The sequence below is a fragment of the Pedobacter sp. SYSU D00535 genome (assembly GCF_017355855.1).
GTDB lineage: Bacteria > Bacteroidota > Bacteroidia > Sphingobacteriales > Sphingobacteriaceae > Desertivirga.
In genome coordinates this window covers 26,910-44,221 of record NZ_JAFEWD010000016.1, presented here as the reverse complement: position 1 = coordinate 44,221, position 17,312 = coordinate 26,910, and the positions used below count along the sequence as shown (strand labels likewise).

The following is a 17,312-nucleotide window of genomic DNA, read 5'->3' as shown; positions in this document are numbered from 1 at the left end:
CCTGAGCATAGAGTGACGTGACCATCCCCATGGGTGGAAGTAAAACGGTGCTTTACTTCCTCAAATATTATTTTTTCTATCTTAATTGCAAAAAGCTTGTATGGAGAAAGGTGGCTGTGTCTACATGATGACGAATACACACAAAACCACCCTGTATATAGGGGTCACTTCTGACCTGGTCTCCCGAATTCGGGATCACATGAGCAAGAAGTACAAAAATAGCTTTACCGCTAAATACAATCTCCACATTTGCGTCTATTATGAATACTACCCTCGCATAGAAGAGGCAATTGAACGGGAAAAGGAACTAAAAAAATGGAGCAGGAAGAAGAAAAATGCCCTTATTAAGTCTCAGAATCCGGAATGGGAGAATTTATGGGATGAAATCAAGAAATGGTAGGCTTCATTGAAAGTAGCATCGCCGCTCCACCTCCGTCATGGTGAGGAACGAAGCCTGGGAACTGTGCATGGAGTGACGTGACCATCCTCCGGGGTGAAAGTAGAGCGCCGCGTACTACCGTCGTTCCGGGGGATCCCTCCTATCGTCGGGATGACGAGGTTGATTAGAATGACGGCTCTTCGATATACCGACAGTAAAAAGGGTCATTGAAAGGAGCATCGCCGCTCCCGCTACCGTCATGGTGAGGAACGAAGCCGCGGACTTGAGCGCAAGCGTGACGTGACCATCCCCAAGGATGAAAGTAGAACGCCCGCGTACTACCGCTGTTCCCGGGGATACCTCCTATCGTCAGGATGATGGCGTTGATTAGAATGACGGATTTTCGATGCACCGACAGTAAAAAGGGTCATTGAAAGTAGCATCGCCTCTCCCACCGCCGTCATGGTGAGGAACGAAGCCGCGGACCTGCGCCAGGAGTGACGTGACCATCCCCAGGGGTGAAAGTAGAATGTAAGCGTACTACCATTGTTTAGGGGGATCCCTCCTATCGTCGGGATGACCCTCTTAATAAGATTTGAGGAACCTTGATGAGCCGAATTTGAAAGTACTCACCTCCTCCAACCCCGTCATGGAGAGGAACGAAGCAAAGCCTCGTGCGCAAGCGTGTCCCCAGGGATGAAAGTAGAACGCCCGCGTACTACCGTTGTTCCCGGGGATCCCTCCTATCGTCGGGATGACGCTCTTAATAAGATTTGGGGAAGGTTAATGAACCGAGTTTGAAAGTAGCATCACCGCTCCCGCCACCGTCATGGTGAGGAACGAAGCCGCGGACCAGCGCCTGGCGTGACGTGACCATCTCCAGGGGTGAAAGTAGAGCGCCCGCATACTACCGTTGTTCCGGGGGGATCCCTCCTATCGTCGGGATGACGCTCTTAATAAGATTTGAGGAAGGTTAATGAACCGAGTTTGAAAGTAGCATCGCCGCTCCCGCCACCGTCATGGTGAGGAACGAAGCCTGGACCGCCCTCGGAGTGACGTAACCATCCCGACGAGTGGAAGTAGAATGTAAGCGTACTACCGCTGTTCTGGGGGATCCCTCCTATCGTCGGGATGACGCTCTTAATAAGATTTGAGGAAGGTTAATGAACCGAGTTTGAAAGTAGCATCACCGCTCCCACCACCGTCATGGTGAGGAACGAAGCCGTGGACCAGCGCCTGGCGTGACGTGACCATCTCCAGGGGTGAAAGTAGAGCGCCCGCATACTACCGTTGTTCCGGGGGATCCCTCCTAACGTCGGGATGACGAGGTTGATTAGAACGGCAGATCGCTGATGTACCAGCTGGCGGCACTCGCCTTCCTTATCCAAACATCCGGTGCAAAATCGTATCCTGATCGAGGAACTCCTCCGCGTACTTCCGTGCATTGCGGCGCTCTTGCGAATAGTCGCCTGAACAGCATGCAACAATGGCCTGCTTTAATGCCTCCTTATCCTCGGGTGGGATCACCACGCCCATCTGATGCTCCGTCACCACCTCGTGCAGGGTAGTACCTGGATTCGCAGTGACCAGCGCAAGGGCACCGGCCGAAAGGATATTCGTCAATTTGGAAGGCATGACCAGATCGCTCGCATCTGCTTTTTGTAATACCAGGTGCACATCCGCCATGTTCAGGAACTTATTGAAAACCTCATTCTCCTGCAGCGGCAAAAACAAAACATTCTTCAGGTCCATGCCAGCTACCCGCTGCTTCAACTTCTCTTTATAGGGACCCGTTCCGCAAATCAGCAGCTTGATATGCTCCAGCCCCTTCAGCTCCCGGGCAATCTCCAGTAATACCTCCAGGCCTTGCTTTTCCCCGATACTACCTGAATAGAGCACGACCTTGTCTTCCTGCTGGTAGTTCCAAAGTAACTTGAGCTGATCCCGGTCCGGAAGGGGATAAAATGCGCGGGTGTCCGACCAGTTCGGAAACAGAACTACCGGATTCCTGGTCTTTGCTGCTACCTTTTTCTGCATACCCTCTGATATGGTACTTACCTGATCAGCACGATTTAGTATGAAACGCTCCATCGCAAAAAAGATATCAAAAATCCATAGCGGCTTCAATACTTCCAGGTCCCGGGCTGCTTCAATCTGCAGGTCCTGAATATGATAGGTCAACTTTCCACCTTTGAAAAAGCGGTATAACAGCGCCAGAAAACCCAAATGGAAAGGGGGAGCAATACAAATAATCTCGTCGTGCTTAGGCAGAAAAAGCAAATTGATAATCACGAAAAAGGCGGACAGAAAGAAACTTGCTTCGTGGATCACCCTCTTTAAACCGGTGGGATGAGCGGGTACGTAGAAGGGACAACGATAAAGCGTTAGATCACCCTCTTTCAGTTTCTCCTTTCGATAAAACTTCCCACGGTAGGGTTTCTGCACCTTCCAGTAGGGATAATAGGGAAAAGTAGTTACTACTGTACAGTGAGCGTTCTGGTCTTCGAACCAGTTGACCATCTCCCCCGTATAGCGGCCGATTCCCGTCAACTCGGGTAAACAGTTAATGCCAATGACCAGGTATCGTTTTTTCGATCTATCTACTGAAGACATGCTATGCACTTACACCTACTACTTATTATTTCTTTTTCGCTCCGCTTTCAGCTCACGGATCCTGCAATATACCTGGGTAAAATAAGCCATTTTTAGGATTGCAAAAGCAAAGCCGCGTGCACCATCTCGAAAGCCTCCCAGAAGGAAGAAACTCCCCAGGAAATAAACCGGGCCGATGAAGACACTTTGCATCAGGGCGTATTTGATCTTTTGTTTCCAGGTTAGCTGCTCCCCCTGATTGCCTTCGTCCAGTTTCTTTAGAAAACGCGCCGCCTCCCAGTTGGCGTATTCGACATGCTTGTTTACATAGTGCGCCACCCCGCGAAAGTCCAGATGATCAATCTTGGCTTGCAATCGACCAATCTCTCCCTCTAACACCGGATGCTCGTGGACCTCCATATCCAACTTGCTCCAGGCCTCCTCGTCTATGCGTTCATATTCACCAGCCCCCACGCGAAAAAGCGCCAGTTTATCCAAAGGATAGCCGCCCTTCAACTTTTCCCCCAGGAAATAGATCGTATACTTTAACCAATACCCCACTATACGCTCTTCCTGCAGCGCTCGTCGCAATTCTTCTTTAAACTCCTCCGTCAGATACTCATCCGCATCCAAAAACAACACCCATTTGGTGGAAGGGGTATGATTACGCAGGTACCAGTTCCTCTTTTTTGGAAATTGGCCGTTCCAGGAAAAATCGATTACGTTTGCACCAAATTGTACAGCAATTTCTTTGGTCCGGTCAGTGCTTCCTGAATCGACTACGTCTATTCTCGCCGCCAGGCCGCTACCAATAGCTTCCAGGCACCCTGCCAGATTTTTCTCTTCGTTTTTTACCGGAATTACGATCGTAAGATCTAACTTACCTGACATCCGTTCTAATTAGTAATGTTATATTAAAGCTACTACTCATACTTTCGTTCTTTCAATGGTTTGCAAGGATGTCCGGCACATACCTGCCAGGCGGGCATATCCTTTGTTACCACAGATCTTGCACCTACCACACAACCCTCACCTATGCTAATGCCAGGATGAACAAATACCTCTGCCGCCAGCCATGCCCGCTCGCCGATAGAAATTGGAGCTGTTAAAAGCGGGAAGCCTGCCTTTGTGTAATCATGAGTACCGGCGCATAGATGAGTACCTTGCGACACGACGGCCAACTTCCCAATAGTGATTTTACCCTGGGAATATAGGGTTACGCCATCTCCTATCCCACACTGATCACCCAGATCTACATTCCATGGAGCCCAGACCTTTACAGCGGGGTATACGTGCACTCCTCTCCCAACTTTGGCGCCAAACATCCTCAATAGAACGGCACGCCAAGGGTGAAGGGGCCTGGGACTAAATCGAAATAGTAATATATATGCCACATTCCATATAAGCCGGAGTAAACGATTACCTAAAGAAAAAGAAGGACCAGTTGACGTATCTGAGTTATTCATTGTTTGTAGAACCACAAATATTACTATTTTTTTCCTTCCCCCAGTAGAGCAATGCGAGAAATCGCATTTTTCCTAAGAACCTGCACGGTTATTAGAGAGCAAAAAAATACCACAATTATATAAAGGGCTTTGTAAAAAAAAGTATACTGGGGAGTAAAAGGTAGCAGTCGACTCTCCAGTACCTGAAAACCCTCGAGAAATACAATATGAATTAAATAAATCCCGTAGGAAGCATCAGCAAGCGTTCTAATAATCACGGAAGAGCTAAACGTGGGGTAACCAGATGCAGTAAAAAATAAACCAATCCCTCCGAGGGGCAGTATCATTGGGTAATTCATCAGAGTTAAACTATAGCTATAAACGTTCGCGGAGACCGCAGCAACAACCATTGCCATTCCCAGAAATACCAGTTTCAAATCTGGCCCAATTTTCCTTACTAGCTTTAGTTTGTCGAAAATCAACGACGCACCAACAAAAATTAAAATCCCGATACCTGTACTATAGTTTACAGCAAAAGTACCGATGCTATTTCCGAGCCCCAGATAAGCTGCGACAAGCAGTATACAATAGAGTCCTGTGACAATACTTCGTGGATTATTGAATAGCAGGAAGATTCCGATTAAGGTAATTTGCATAATAAACAGTAAGGGCAGAAAATAGAGATGCACTGCGCTTTCACCGTAAAAAAGCAGCTTCAGCACATTTAAATCCAAGTCCTTTCCGGTAACCTTATAATTCAGCAAAACCAGTAACAGATAAATAACACTCCAGGATAAATAAGGCAGCAAAATACGCTGAGCTACACGCGTAATCAACCTGCTATCTCGCTTGCGTTTCGCCGCTTCTGAGAAATAAGTGAGAGAGGTAAGATAAAAATAGGGCACGCAAAGGGGCCAGAAAAGTTTGTTATAGGCCTCTGCACCCCAAGTATCGAAAGGAACGTGAATTGCAATTACGCCTACACATGCCAGTACCCGAAAGAAGTCTACTGTAGTATTTCTGGCAGAACTACTCATATTTTAATCTTTGAGCGAGGCTTTCTCGTACATCTCCACATATTTTTTAGCCAGGTTCAACTCATCGTACTCCAACGCAATCTTTTGAGGTACATCTTCTGCAATCCTTAGACGCTTGGTGATGTCGAGGAAAGCACTTTCAAGAGCTTGCGATACAGTAAAAGCGTCTAATCCGGTAACCCAGCCAAAGTCATTATCCTGAACAAATTTACAAAGGCCGACTCTATCTGTAATCATAACAGAAGTCCCTACTGAGAGTGCCTCAATGACGACAATAGCAAAATTCTCACTATGAGAAGTAAGGGCAAAAAGATCGAGTCCTGATAAAAAACTAAACTTTTCCTCTCCCGACATCCATCCTACCCATTCAATTTGATTCTGTATTCCTAATTGGGTCGCCTGGTTTTTCAGCGATTGAATATACTCAGGCTCTCCATCTCCCGCCACTAATAATTTAAAGTTGAAACTTACCTCTGCGAGCGCGTCTAACAAGATATCCAATCCCTTTTTCGGGTCTATCCTAGATAAAAAACCGATAGTAAAATCTGTATTCGTGGCTTTCTGATAACCGGTTGCAGAAAGTTTTACAGGGTTTGCAATAATAGTTGCCTCCCAGTCAGCTATGATTTTACGAGACTCCTCCAACTCCATGTCAGTGGACACGTGTAAATAAGAATTGTTCAGGAGCTTTTTACCGATTAGTCCATGCACCAACTTCTTTAGGATAGAGTTATTTGTTTTCAGGATATAATCGCTAAACATACCATGCGGGGATAGGATCGGCCTTATGCCCTTGGTATAGCAAACAAGGGCCGCGCCGATAGCGAGCACGTTCCACCAGGAATGAATATGAACCACATCAAATTGTGCAGCAGAGGAGCGAAGCTTCATCCAAAGATCAAAAGAAAGATGAGTATGGTCCCCAGTTAAGCGCTTAAAATACGTTACCGATACGCCCTCAACCGTCAACTCCCTTCCCGGCTCAACATTAAGCTCCGCCTTTCCGTTTGCGGTGGTAGTATATACGGTAACCGAATGTCCCAACTTCACAAGATTCTCGGCCAACATCGCTATTACGACGACGGGTCCTCCATATATATAAGCGGGCTTATAGGAAGGAACTATAAATAAGATTTTCATTAACCGATAAAGTAAAGTTTGGTCATCCCTAGTTTTTCTTGTTTATCTTTCAGCAAATAAGGAATCATTTTTTCTATGTAAGTAACAACGATTGATACTCCTGAATATAGCTATTCAATACTCGTTCCTCTGAAAATACCTGCTGAACTATCTCCCGCGATGTGCGACATATCCTCATATTCTTTTCTTTATTTAAGTACGCATCCTGAACGGCTGCTGCTATACTGTTTAGGTCTCGTGGGCAAACCCATCCCAAATCATGCTCCCTCACAAAACCAGCTAAAGCAACTCCTTCAGACACCAGGACAGCGGTACCCATATGCAAGGCTTCAATAACTGAATTTGCGAAATTCTCGTTGTGTGACACCAATACGAATACATCTGCCTTCTGTAATTCTCCGTATTTATCTTCTCGGCTGATCCATCCCTTCCAGGTTATCCGGTCCTCAACATGATGATACTGAGCAAGTGCTTTTAATTCATCAACGTATTGCTCCTCGCCGGAGCCCGCAATAGTCAAGGAGAAGGGAAACCTAATCGTACTGAGTGATTCGATCAACAATTCAAGGCCTTTCTTTGGATGAAGCCTGGAAAGAAAAAGAAGACGCAGTTGAGGCTCAGTACTTTTCTCAATAGGCTCATCGGGTAGATCCAGAATATTAGGGACCACAAAGCCTTTCCAACCTCCAATCAACCGCTCACACTCCTCCTTTTCCGCTTCTGATGTCGCATGATAATAGCTCTTGGAGAGAATTTTTGAACCTATCGTATAATGAATTAGCTTTTTAAGAATAGAAAAAGAAGAGTTAAAGATATATTTACTCAGCATTCCTCTCGGAGCCACCACCAATTTCACCGACTGCAGGTGGCAGATGAGCGCAGAAACTATTACCAAGAGGTTCCACCAGGAATGGATATGAACAAGATCGTAGTGCTTCACATTCTTAAAAAGATGAATCCACAAAGCCGGAGAAGCATGAGTTGGATCTTTCGTGACCCGCCTAAAATAAGTGACTTTAACCCCGTCTACCTCCTTCGTCGTTCCTGGTTCAATATTTAATTCCTTTTCACCGTTTGCAGTTGTGGTAAGTACATGAATTTCGTTCCCCATTGCTGCCAAACCCTCACAAAGTTTAGCGATAGACTCTATAGGCCCGCCATAGACATAGGCGGGCTTGTAAGATGGAACTATATGCAAAACTTTCATAACGACTTATACGGACTAACCGAAGATTAGTTATTCTTACTCCTTCAAGGCTTCTTCACTATTTGTCGATAAATCTCTTCGATTCTATCCAGTGCAATTTCTGACCTAAATTTCGCCGCTTGGCGAAAGCCCTTCTCGACTAGCTTTCCTCTTTCCTCAACAGATCTTTCAATAAGGTCGTTTAGCACCTTTGCCCCCTCACTGGCCCAATGATTGATCTCCTGCTCCGAAGCAGGCATTCGCCTGATATAAGTTGCAGCATCTCCGCCCACTTCTGTCATGGGGGCCTCCCCAGTTGTAAGGACGGGAACGCCTGAACTCATTGCCTCGATTATTGGCCATCCGAACCCTTCTGCCAGCGACGGAAATAAAAAAACAGTGGCACTTCTGTATAGCTTTTTCACTACCGCATCATCTACTCCTTCCAAAGTGCCAATATCCTTTCTATAGGGGCTATTTTCAATTGCGGCACGCAGACGGCTATCAGGGGTGGAACCGACAAGTAGAAGTGGGATTGGATTGGAGATAGCATTGCGCCATTGGTTATACAATCGAACTACCCCTACCCGGTTTTTATACCATTGATTACCTCCCACGTGAAGTAAAAAACCACTATTCACATCTAATCCGAAAGAAGCAGATAAATCTCTTCGGTCAGCGCAGACATCCTGAGAAGGCATAAAAGTGCCGGTAAGTCCGTTATAAATCACTTCCGATAATTCCGGAATCCGCTCCAGAAAGCTGTGCAGGTCTTGTCGAGTTTGATTAGAAATGGAAATAAAGTTCTTACCCTGTTGATATCCCTTTCGGATATATTTTTGATAGAGTTGACCTGTAAATTTGGTTTTATTCTCTAGAATTTCTCCCAATGCGCTCCTTTGCGCCAAAAAATCGTGACAATGGATAACGTGTTTTCTCGAACTGACAAGAGGCACCCAGGGGCCTAATGCGTGATCAGTAAAAACAAAGAGTGTATCCTCTTCAAGTTCTTTTAACCGAGCTCTAACTACGTTAGGAAAAATAATATATTGGTCTAAATAACCCGCCCACTTTTTCAGCTTCTGCGGTAACGAAGTACGAAAGAATTGAGGCTGAGGAGCCCACAATTCGACCTGATGCCCCTTCTCCCTCATGCCCCTTGCTAGCCAACTGGCATATCGGGGCATGCTTTGGGACTCAATAAAAGTAGGATGAGTAAAAAAAATAATCTTCATTCGCTTTTTTTATCGCGGTAATTTAAAGAGGCGAGAATAAGTCCACCCGCCAAAGTACTGAAGCCAAGGGCTGTCGGTTGAGCCCACTGGCCCTGTAGAATGAGAATTAACCCAAAACTCAACAGGAGCCAGGGGAGATAATTCCTCACTCGGACAGCCCTCCAGCTCTTACTAAATACTTCAGTAATAAAAAAAAGCCGGACTAAAATAATAATCAAGCCCAAGTACAGCCCCATTTCGCCAATCAACCGCCCCCATTCCCCTTCAGAAATCAAAAAAGTTCTAGTTCCAGTCATCAGTTTAGCTCCTGCGTTAGTACCCATACCAAGTCCATACCCCCAAAAAGATGGAGCAGCATCATTAGAAAGAGCAGCAAGCATCCCCCCCAAAAATCGGTCAACGAATACTCCCTCTACGCCTCCTTCTGACTCGTTAGCGTTCGTGAAGCGTTCAGTAAAAGCAGATGAAGAAGTTCTGAAGAAGTCAAAATTACTCAAGACTGCGAGTATTAGGAAAATGCCAGCTAATGCCAAAACAATCCGCCCTAAAATTTGTGGCTTTGTCACAACAATTGCACAGAGAAAAGCAAACGACAATAAAATTTCAAAAAGTACAGTTCGGCTAATGCTTAAAGGAATAGCAGCCAATAGACTAATGGTAGAAGCAATTAGCACCCATTTCTTGAGTTTCTCGTTTTTTAAGTCCATCCAAAAATAAAAAACATAGCTCGCTACAAGTCCATAAAATATGGAAAGGCCGTTTGTAAATGAGAAAGTACCCGGAACCCGGTAGTAATCACTTGTTCCAAAAAAACCAGAACCTTCAGCGTCCCCCCCTACTCCTCGATTTACCCAAGCTGTTTGCGGGCTGAAGAATTGAACTGCTACAAGTAGGGTCATCCCTATATTAATCCAAAGGAGCACAACCCCAAGTTCTATCGCATCTTCCCTATTAAACACTTGGCCGATCACAAACATTAATGGGAAGTGCAAAATTAGTATTCGTAGCCCATATAGAGCGACAGTAAGATTACCATGCCCGAAAAACAGGGCCGCAAAGAAAGCGACAACAGAGGTAACCCAAACTGTTTTGACCGAAAAATTAGGGACAAAAACACCCAGCTCAGCTGATTTAACTAATAGCCACAATGCTAGAGGATCACGAACAATTAAAAGTGGAGTTGCGAGACCGGGAAGTATCCATTTCCGAAGGGCACCCTCGAATATTAAAAGAAAAAAATAAAGCCAAACCCCTCGCTTTAAAAACAAAAGTTGTCGTGCGTCCGCTCTATTAATTTGTCCTATCTGCATACTCCTCTCTCTTTTTGTCACTATCCCAAAACTAGTTCAATCGCTCGAGCTAACTCTTCTCCGTATACCGACCACGGTCTGGCCTTTGCAGTCTCCATTGCAGCCTTTCCACACATTTCAACCACCCCTCTATTGTTTAATATTGACTCGATTTTATTTTTTAAGGATAGGGTGCTGCCAGCCTCAACCAGCCACCCATTTTCTCCATCTATTATCAAATCAAATCCGCACGTCCTGTCAGTCGTGATTACGGGCGTTCCCTGAGACATTGCTTCAGTTATCACAAGTCCGAAACCTTCAAATAAGGATGGAAACACAAGAACATCATGCATTCGCATCTGGTCTAAAATTTCTGAATGAGGTAATGACTGTATCCACCTGTGTCTTGACAATTCCTTATTAAGGGCTTCGCAATCATCTACTGCCTTACTTCCAATTACAGTCAGTTCTACATGACCGGAGAGCGAGGTCACAGCCTCAAACAAATTAGCGATACCTTTTCTTTGCGAAAGTCCCCCTACAAAAAGGAGCTTAAGCTTCCTGCTAGCACTTGAGCTGTAGGTTTTATTGTTTGCTACTGCTGGGAAGCCGTAAGGTATAACCTGAACCGGAGCAAGATTTCTTGGAAAGTCCTTTAATGTCCGGGCTGTAAAAGTGCTAGCCACAAATATAGCGTCTGCTAGTTCGAGCTCTTTATCTTTTCTAGCTAACTTTTCTTCAGAGTCTCGAAATCCGGTTAAGGTTGAAGCCCATTCAGGACGGTGCTCTCTCTCCTCACCTAACAATTTCCTCATGGAACGCCAGTGACCTATGGGTAAATCGTAAAGGCAAGTTAACCCCAACTTCTTTGCTTTTATAAAAGAGTATTCAGCTCCGTCTTCATATGCGTAGATACCAGTCGATTTAACTAGTTCCTTTTCTATCCTTTTTGAGACATATAAATCAAGATCTCGATAAACTGCATCTACACTAAATATTCCTGCTTCATGTGCCGTAAGTTGCGAAAATCCAACTCTGCCAGCTAGCAACCTTCCAGTCTCCCTCCAAGGCCAAGTTTTCAGTTTCTCCTCAGGTACCCCCTCAAAAGTTCTCCTTCGCAATTCACCAAATGGAGGGAAACCTGCTATCGTATGAAGAAGGCTGCCTGGAGTACAGGCTATAGTTGAATAAAAGAGATTCAATAATTGAGCTTCTGCCAAGCCTACCGCAGCCGCCCTAACATTCGCGTTCCCTGTCGGATGGGATAAAGTAATCTTCATACTGGTATTAACTTTTAAGCCAGGCTTGATTAGCCGCCAGGAACTCACATGGGTTATAGTTTAAATGATCAACCCTCTTTTTCTTAATAGGCATAGCCGGATTTCCAACTACTATTTCGTACTCCCGTACATTTCGCGATACTACCGCTCCCGCCCCAACTACAGCTCCCCGTCCTATTGTCACGCCTGGTAAAATAATTGCACCGGTACAAATCCAGGCATAATCATCAATTATTATTGGAGACCTCACATGTTTCCATTCTGTATCCATCACGTTATGCGAGCCGGTCAGTAGCTGCACACCATCGTTAATACACACATTTTCTCCTATTTCTATTATGTCGTGCAATGCTAAATGAGCCTTTCCAATGAACGAAAACGCGCCAACCATTAAATTCTTTTTACTGCCTTCAGCCCTTAGTTCGCCTATTTCTGCACACGCGTGAATAGTTGCGCCGCGCTTGACAAGCGCCGCTCGTCGATTGTTTCGTCGCATCAATTCACCAAAGGTAAGAATCCGTTTCGCCCAGAGTTTGAAGAAGGAGAAACTACCGAATTTTTCTCTTTTTCTGTTCTTCCACAAGTAGCTAAGAGTTGCCATGATAATAATTAAGAACATCAGAAATAAACACATCAGCAACTGATTTAACCGTGGTACAACCAACGGATCCATTTTCAATTGCTTGAAGGGACTGTACTAACTCTCCTTTCTCATAGTTATACAAGCCCGCCGGCAAAACAAATTCAAAGTCACCGCTGGGCTTCCAGTCACGGGCAACACACAATACAGGTAACCCATGTTCTCGCATCGCTGCCACCGTACCACTCTTTTCGCTTAACCAAAGAGGAGTTGTGGAGATCCCCATATTCGCAGTGCTGAGGATTCGTGAAACTCTTTCAGGGCTTTGCTCTCCAAATATTTCTATTACTAACCCAGCTTCAGTAGCTACCTTCTGCCACTTAGAGAGCTCGCTTCCACATTTTCCTACAAATACAAGTCTAATTTTTTTTTCGAACTCTGCCTGCAAATTATGCAATTCCGCCGTGAAGTCATAAACAGGAGCACCATAATGAATCATTCCAAAGAGTACAAAGGTCAGCTTCGGCTCATCGCTATTTCGTTTGTTATCCGGGCAGACAGGAATATTACCAAAAAGGGGTAGGCGCTTTGCATGGAAGCCTAGCAATTCTAATTGTTGAAGATAAAGCGTGCTGTGGCTATGAATCAAGCCCGGCTGCAGCCTCTTTATGAATCCGCCTATCAGCAACCTTTGTACTCTCCCCCAAAGTTTCATTTTGACCGTGGCTCCTATCTCCATCCCAACCCACAGTTCATGAAACATCACATGGCAGGAATAGGGCTTCAAAGTTTTACTTAACAGATAAAAAAGACAAAAAGGCAGGCCTTTAGGATGGAAAGAAAAGGGCACGAATTGAAGACTTACCAAAGAAGGTTGAATCTTTGTTAACAAGGCAGCTAATAATTTAATTCTATTTTCGTCGGCTAAAGATTCGGGAATACGGGTGACTCCTATTCTCTGACCTTGTTCTACCTGAGACCCTGTTACCACCTCTAAAACGGTTTTGTCTGCTAGCGACACCATATATACCCGCTGACCTCTACGCTGTAGTTCCGCAGCCAAACGGCGACTGTAATCGCCCACTCCATCCTTCCCTGGTTCCAGCGATCCACATATAAGCAATAAGCTACTCAAGACATTCTCCACTGCTTTTCTCCTCAATTACGGCGATAAAAGCGACCTATTAGTGCCGCGAGACTAATCCCTATTTTTTTCCTCCTCAATTTACCTGGAGGGAAAGGAGAAATAGTGCCTGAAGCATTCTTCCAAAATTCTTTTTCTGCGGTGCTTGGGGGAACCCCCATAAATGCAGCTTTAATAAATTTTTTACTCCAGGGTTTAGGCCCGCCAAGCGCATGTGCCATCACCGTAGGTCCCACTGTAAATCCCATCCCCTCCTTTCCTAAATAACTTATTTCCTGCGAGTGCCATGCCTCTAAAGCGGCATTGAGTGCATCCTGATCAGTTTTTCCAAAAGGCGCGAAATCGCCCTTCGCCTCTGCTGGCAAATTATTACCCCCAAAAATAGATTTACTTAATCCTCCTATTACAGGAGCCATCGCCTCTTGAATTCTTTTCCAATCATCTAGGAAAGGGAAGTTTTTGCTGCAAAGACCTAAAAATCCACCATTCACATATATCTGATCTTTGAAAGTCAAGGAAAAACCGTGTTGCTGAAAATATTTCCGCCAAAAAACCCGTTTAGGGTGAAATTTGCTAACTGGTGAATTAACATCCTCTGAAACTGCGATGCCCGCTTTCACCCACTCCTGGTAAAAGGTCCATGGCGCCGTTACCACGATGTCTGGGTCAAAATAGTAAATCGCTTCGGGCTGCGCAATCTCTATCACCCGTAACAAAAAGTCAGGTTTATAGTTCGTAAAATGGTAAGCCGTATCGATTGACAGAAAATTTATTTTAATTTTTTGTCCTATTCTCAAGATCCTAAGTTCATTCGAACCTTTGTCAATTGGGGAGGCGGCTCTCTCAGCCCACCCCGGAATCTCACCTCGATATCCAACGAAAACTTCTCCTTCAAATCCATTAAATTCAAGAGAATTAATAAGGGCGGCCAATCCGTAGTGATACTTCCCTTCTACTAGAGTGCAAATTATTGAAGTCATTAGGTATTGTTCAGATCAGTTGATGCTCTAGGGTTTAAAAATTCACCCTTTAATTCTATTAGCTTCCGCTTTCCCTTGTTTCTGTAAAACTGAAACTTAAAAAAACCCGAAAACTCTTTTAGGCTCACTGCTAATAGAGATCCAAGCCTCTTCTTCGCGCTTTTATTGGAGAGCAATAATTCCTCAACAGGAAGGTTTCCGAGCGGCGTGCTTCCTGAATAATGCAAATGACTAATCTTGTTCCCCTTTTGAAGCGAGTGAATGAGCATTAAGCTATTCTTATAGTCACCAGCCCAGGAACTTAACCAACCCAAAGAGGGCTTACAAAGATTCAAAACTCGCCAATTCCCTAATAATGAAGCCACGTGTAGCAGCGCCTGATCGTGCTTTTTAGGTATGGAAGGATACTTCTTAAACCACTCTATTGCCTCATTTATATCGGAAATCAACTTCCCACTTTTCCTAATAGCCATGTGCCCGGCGGTAAAAGCAGATGTAAGTGCTTCGTTGCCAAATAGTTTCTTAACCTCCTCCGGTTGATTATAATTAAAAATCCCCCCGGTTAAATATTCATTATCTGCGTGAACAATATCTGAATCACTCAGGTACTCAAGCATCTCTTCCCAATTCCGAAGGGCGACAACGTCGTTGTCGGAATAAATAAATTCGTCCCAATCCCCGAATAAGGCAAGAAACCTGTATAGAAAGCCAAGGGGGCAGTCAGTTAAAACAGTGCGTAAATTCGCGATAAAACTTTTTGCTTCTGTCGAAAAGTCCTCGTAGGATAGCAATTCCACCTGCGACGAAATAAAATCAGATTTTATGGTATCACCACCAAAATGTATGAGTCGAATAGGTAAGGCACAACCACTTTCGCGAATAGAATAAATAAGATTCTCACACATTTCCTGACTTTTTCGATTCGCAACCAAATAAATCCCTCTTCTCATACACCTATATTAATGAAAGCTGCCACTTCCAATTTTTTTGCCACATCTTATGCCGAACAGGCCCAGTATAGTGTCTCATAGCCATTTCCTCCCTTGTTTTCAAGTAAGAGAAATCAAACTGGTCACCCGAGTTTAGAATAAAGATTCGAGGGTCGAGGGGAAGAAAATTATTACTTCGAAAAAGAATATGAAAAGTTGTTTGTTCGCTGAAATACTCGTAGGTAAAATTTAAGCTTTTCAAAAAATCTAGCCCCTCTTTTAAATTTTCTATTTCCCTATTAATTAGAAAAAAACCGGAGTTCGCTTGATAAAGTTGCCTTTGGGTTTTCTCCTTATATCTGCTATCCAAGCATCCCCAAGTGTCGTCAGGCAAATACCAGCCATTACAACTTTCTTTTATAATAGTATGTAGAATGGTAGCTTGAGAATAGAATAAAATATCAGAATCTAAAAATAGCGTAGGCATCTCTATGCTATGATTCAAATAACATAGTAGTTTCTTCCCCAAGGGCTGTTTCTTAGCGTAGTCAATCAACTGCTCCTTATAATCTTTCAAACTATCTTTATGTACACAGCTTAGGCTTCCAAAATCCGTGCATCTAAGTTGTAGGAATGGGAAGGTATTAAGTAAAGCTTTTTGTCTCTCAGTGTGAGTACCATCAGAATAAATAATCCAGAGATTCGGTTCTCCTACATACTTCAAAAAAGAAAAAATAGATAATATTTGCTCGTTAAAGTCTTTTTGCGAAGAAAAGCTAACCACTTGTATTGGAACTTGAATTTTTGTCATTCCACGAAGTAAAGACTCCAAATTATCTTCTACTAACCGACTGAATTTATCCTTGTTTTCAGCTCCTATTCTAGACGCCACAATCTTGGTAATGGCTCCCTGATATTTAACTTTTCTCATTTCGTTAGTTGTCGATAATTTGCAACGGGTGAACTAGCACGAAAGGCGTCTTTGGACTCGCTTTCAACTTTTTTTTTGTTTTTTAAAAGCTGCAAGGCTATCCTGCCCCTGTCTGCTAGGAATTCGGTAAAAGGTATCCAAAAAGCTGTCCTTAATTTGCGGTCAAGGACATAATTTAGAGGTATGGTCAAAATTATCAGTAATAAGCAGAAAATCTCGGCCTGCCGTACACCAAGGTGATATAGAAGTAAATATAAAGGCATGTGAAAAAGGTAGAGGGGGTAAGAAAGCTCACCTAGATAATTAAAAACCTTGACAGTGGCCTTTGAAATGGCAATATTAGAGAGTGATACATAGAAAATTATTATACCAACAGCGAAATACGTTAACCAGCTTAGAGGTTCTGTCGTTATCGTCCTGTTAGTATACACAATAGCGATTCCAAATACAAAAAACAAGGAAGCTTCTCCGTATTTCCTATAAGCTCCAATTAAAAAGCCGATAAGCCATGCCCAGCAGTAGATAAATGCTAAATGACCAAAAAGGAATTGCTTTTGAACCACATTAAAGGAGATCATTGATGACACTATTATAAGATATATCAGCCATCTTGGAAATCTCAGTAGTAAAGGAACAAGTAAATAAAAGAAAACTTCAACAGCTAAAGACCAAAGGGGACCATTATACGGAATAGTGATTGAAGCAAAACCTTGGAGGAAAAAGAAGTTAACTAAGCTTGTAAGACCACCGGCCGATACCATGGTAGTGTAAGGAAGACGATAAGGAGACCCAAGATAACTTTGTAAAAAAACTGCAAACAAGACTGAAAAAAAATAGAGAGGGTAAATACGTAAGAACCTCCTTTTAAAATACCCCCTCGCAGACTTAACATACGAGTTTCCGATAGAGAAACCCGAAATTAACAGAAAGCCTAAAACCGCCGCTTTGCCCCCTAAAAGCAAAATTCCTGTAAAACCCTTCGGTAGGATAGTGAAATATTCTAAGTGTCCAATGCAAACGATAGAAGCGAGAATCATTCTAACTATCGCTAATATTGCCCATGAACTTTCAGTAAGTATATTTCCTTCTTTTTTCATTCAATCTTTGTATAATATTTTAGCTAAGTATCGTGGCCTGACCAATACAATAAATGATTAGTGTCTAA

Annotated in this window: 17 protein-coding genes; 1 reads left to right on the top strand and 16 read right to left on the bottom strand. The window is 43.8% G+C overall.

The annotated features are described in order from the left end of the window. Positions 1 to 100: 100 nt before the first annotated feature. Complete coding sequence (locus J4N23_RS20055; protein WP_207429633.1) at positions 101 to 400, top strand: GIY-YIG nuclease family protein; 300 nt, start codon at positions 101 to 103, stop codon at positions 398 to 400. A gap of 163 nt (positions 401 to 563) precedes the next feature. Here the strand turns inward: J4N23_RS20055 and J4N23_RS20050 are convergent, their stop codons facing one another. The 16 genes from J4N23_RS20050 to J4N23_RS19975 all read right to left on the bottom strand — a co-directional run bounded on the left by J4N23_RS20050 (position 564) and on the right by J4N23_RS19975 (position 17,244). Further along, positions 564 to 791, bottom strand: coding sequence for a hypothetical protein (locus tag J4N23_RS20050; RefSeq protein ID WP_207429632.1), 228 nt, complete (start codon positions 789 to 791; stop codon positions 564 to 566). A 968-nt stretch (positions 792 to 1,759) separates the two neighbouring features. Further along, positions 1,760 to 2,992 carry a WcaI family glycosyltransferase gene (locus J4N23_RS20045; protein ID WP_207429631.1) on the bottom strand — a complete coding sequence of 411 codons (1,233 nt, stop codon included), beginning with the start codon at positions 2,990 to 2,992 and terminating at the stop codon, positions 1,760 to 1,762. 18 nt (positions 2,993 to 3,010) lie between these two features. Then, the gene (locus tag J4N23_RS20040) at positions 3,011 to 3,862 is read right to left on the bottom strand and encodes a glycosyltransferase family 2 protein (protein WP_207429630.1); all 852 of its coding nucleotides are present in this window, start codon (positions 3,860 to 3,862) and stop codon (positions 3,011 to 3,013) included. Positions 3,863 to 3,894: 32 nt separating this feature from the next. After that, positions 3,895 to 4,437, bottom strand: a complete 543-nt coding sequence (locus J4N23_RS20035) for a WcaF family extracellular polysaccharide biosynthesis acetyltransferase (protein ID WP_207429629.1) — start codon at positions 4,435 to 4,437, stop codon at positions 3,895 to 3,897. Between the two features lie 23 nt (positions 4,438 to 4,460). Then, positions 4,461 to 5,453 carry an acyltransferase gene (locus J4N23_RS20030; RefSeq protein ID WP_207429628.1) on the bottom strand — a complete coding sequence of 331 codons (993 nt, stop codon included), beginning with the start codon at positions 5,451 to 5,453 and terminating at the stop codon, positions 4,461 to 4,463. A gap of 3 nt (positions 5,454 to 5,456) precedes the next feature. Then, entirely contained in the window at positions 5,457 to 6,593 is a 1,137-nt protein-coding gene (locus J4N23_RS20025; RefSeq protein WP_207429627.1) for an XrtY-associated glycosyltransferase XYAG1, read from the bottom strand. Between the two features lie 73 nt (positions 6,594 to 6,666). After that, entirely contained in the window at positions 6,667 to 7,800 is a 1,134-nt protein-coding gene (locus J4N23_RS20020) for an XrtY-associated glycosyltransferase XYAG1 (RefSeq protein ID WP_207429626.1), read from the bottom strand. Between the two features lie 44 nt (positions 7,801 to 7,844). After that, positions 7,845 to 9,014, bottom strand: coding sequence for a glycosyltransferase (locus tag J4N23_RS20015; RefSeq protein WP_207429625.1), 1,170 nt, complete (start codon positions 9,012 to 9,014; stop codon positions 7,845 to 7,847). After that, positions 9,011 to 10,324, bottom strand: coding sequence for a hypothetical protein (locus J4N23_RS20010; protein WP_207429624.1), 1,314 nt, complete (start codon positions 10,322 to 10,324; stop codon positions 9,011 to 9,013). The genes J4N23_RS20015 and J4N23_RS20010 overlap by 4 nt, the downstream gene beginning before the upstream one ends. A gap of 20 nt (positions 10,325 to 10,344) precedes the next feature. Continuing rightward, on the bottom strand, positions 10,345 to 11,583 hold the full coding sequence (locus J4N23_RS20005) for a glycosyltransferase family 4 protein (protein WP_207429623.1): 1,239 nt from the start codon (positions 11,581 to 11,583) through the stop codon (positions 10,345 to 10,347). Between the two features lie 7 nt (positions 11,584 to 11,590). After that, positions 11,591 to 12,184 carry an acyltransferase gene (locus J4N23_RS20000; protein WP_207429622.1) on the bottom strand — a complete coding sequence of 198 codons (594 nt, stop codon included), beginning with the start codon at positions 12,182 to 12,184 and terminating at the stop codon, positions 11,591 to 11,593. Continuing rightward, positions 12,171 to 13,325 carry a hypothetical protein gene (locus J4N23_RS19995; RefSeq protein ID WP_207429621.1) on the bottom strand — a complete coding sequence of 385 codons (1,155 nt, stop codon included), beginning with the start codon at positions 13,323 to 13,325 and terminating at the stop codon, positions 12,171 to 12,173. The genes J4N23_RS20000 and J4N23_RS19995 overlap by 14 nt, the downstream gene beginning before the upstream one ends. Next, positions 13,322 to 14,287, bottom strand: a complete 966-nt coding sequence (locus J4N23_RS19990; RefSeq protein ID WP_207429620.1) for a hypothetical protein — start codon at positions 14,285 to 14,287, stop codon at positions 13,322 to 13,324. Before J4N23_RS19990 ends, J4N23_RS19995 begins: the two co-directional genes overlap by 4 nt. After that, entirely contained in the window at positions 14,287 to 15,237 is a 951-nt protein-coding gene (locus J4N23_RS19985) for a hypothetical protein (protein ID WP_207429619.1), read from the bottom strand. Before J4N23_RS19985 ends, J4N23_RS19990 begins: the two co-directional genes overlap by 1 nt. A 4-nt stretch (positions 15,238 to 15,241) precedes the next feature. Then, positions 15,242 to 16,147 (bottom strand): hypothetical protein, encoded by a 906-nt coding sequence (locus J4N23_RS19980; RefSeq protein ID WP_207429618.1) that lies wholly within the window; start codon positions 16,145 to 16,147, stop codon positions 15,242 to 15,244. Continuing rightward, positions 16,144 to 17,244 (bottom strand): acyltransferase, encoded by a 1,101-nt coding sequence (locus J4N23_RS19975; RefSeq protein ID WP_207429617.1) that lies wholly within the window; start codon positions 17,242 to 17,244, stop codon positions 16,144 to 16,146. The genes J4N23_RS19980 and J4N23_RS19975 overlap by 4 nt, the downstream gene beginning before the upstream one ends. Positions 17,245 to 17,312: the final 68 nt, after the last annotated feature.

What these genes read in the sequence shown, in the direction of transcription:
- J4N23_RS19980 (WP_207429618.1), bottom strand. Translation starts at nt 16,147, where the DNA reads ATGAGAAAAGTTAAATATCAGGGAGCCATTACCAAGATTGTGGCGTCT.
- J4N23_RS20040 (WP_207429630.1), bottom strand. Translation starts at nt 3,862, where the DNA reads ATGTCAGGTAAGTTAGATCTTACGATCGTAATTCCGGTAAAAAACGAA.
- J4N23_RS20020 (WP_207429626.1), bottom strand. Translation starts at nt 7,800, where the DNA reads ATGAAAGTTTTGCATATAGTTCCATCTTACAAGCCCGCCTATGTCTAT.
- J4N23_RS20000 (WP_207429622.1), bottom strand. Translation starts at nt 12,184, where the DNA reads ATGGCAACTCTTAGCTACTTGTGGAAGAACAGAAAAAGAGAAAAATTC.
- J4N23_RS19985 (WP_207429619.1), bottom strand. Translation starts at nt 15,237, where the DNA reads ATGAGAAGAGGGATTTATTTGGTTGCGAATCGAAAAAGTCAGGAAATG.
- J4N23_RS19990 (WP_207429620.1), bottom strand. Translation starts at nt 14,287, where the DNA reads ATGACTTCAATAATTTGCACTCTAGTAGAAGGGAAGTATCACTACGGA.
- J4N23_RS20035 (WP_207429629.1), bottom strand. Translation starts at nt 4,437, where the DNA reads ATGAATAACTCAGATACGTCAACTGGTCCTTCTTTTTCTTTAGGTAAT.
- J4N23_RS20030 (WP_207429628.1), bottom strand. Translation starts at nt 5,453, where the DNA reads ATGAGTAGTTCTGCCAGAAATACTACAGTAGACTTCTTTCGGGTACTG.
- J4N23_RS19975 (WP_207429617.1), bottom strand. Translation starts at nt 17,244, where the DNA reads ATGAAAAAAGAAGGAAATATACTTACTGAAAGTTCATGGGCAATATTA.
- J4N23_RS20010 (WP_207429624.1), bottom strand. Translation starts at nt 10,324, where the DNA reads ATGCAGATAGGACAAATTAATAGAGCGGACGCACGACAACTTTTGTTT.
- J4N23_RS20025 (WP_207429627.1), bottom strand. Translation starts at nt 6,593, where the DNA reads ATGAAAATCTTATTTATAGTTCCTTCCTATAAGCCCGCTTATATATAT.
- J4N23_RS20045 (WP_207429631.1), bottom strand. Translation starts at nt 2,992, where the DNA reads ATGTCTTCAGTAGATAGATCGAAAAAACGATACCTGGTCATTGGCATT.
- J4N23_RS20055 (WP_207429633.1), top strand. Translation starts at nt 101, where the DNA reads ATGGAGAAAGGTGGCTGTGTCTACATGATGACGAATACACACAAAACC.
- J4N23_RS20005 (WP_207429623.1), bottom strand. Translation starts at nt 11,583, where the DNA reads ATGAAGATTACTTTATCCCATCCGACAGGGAACGCGAATGTTAGGGCG.
- J4N23_RS20015 (WP_207429625.1), bottom strand. Translation starts at nt 9,014, where the DNA reads ATGAAGATTATTTTTTTTACTCATCCTACTTTTATTGAGTCCCAAAGC.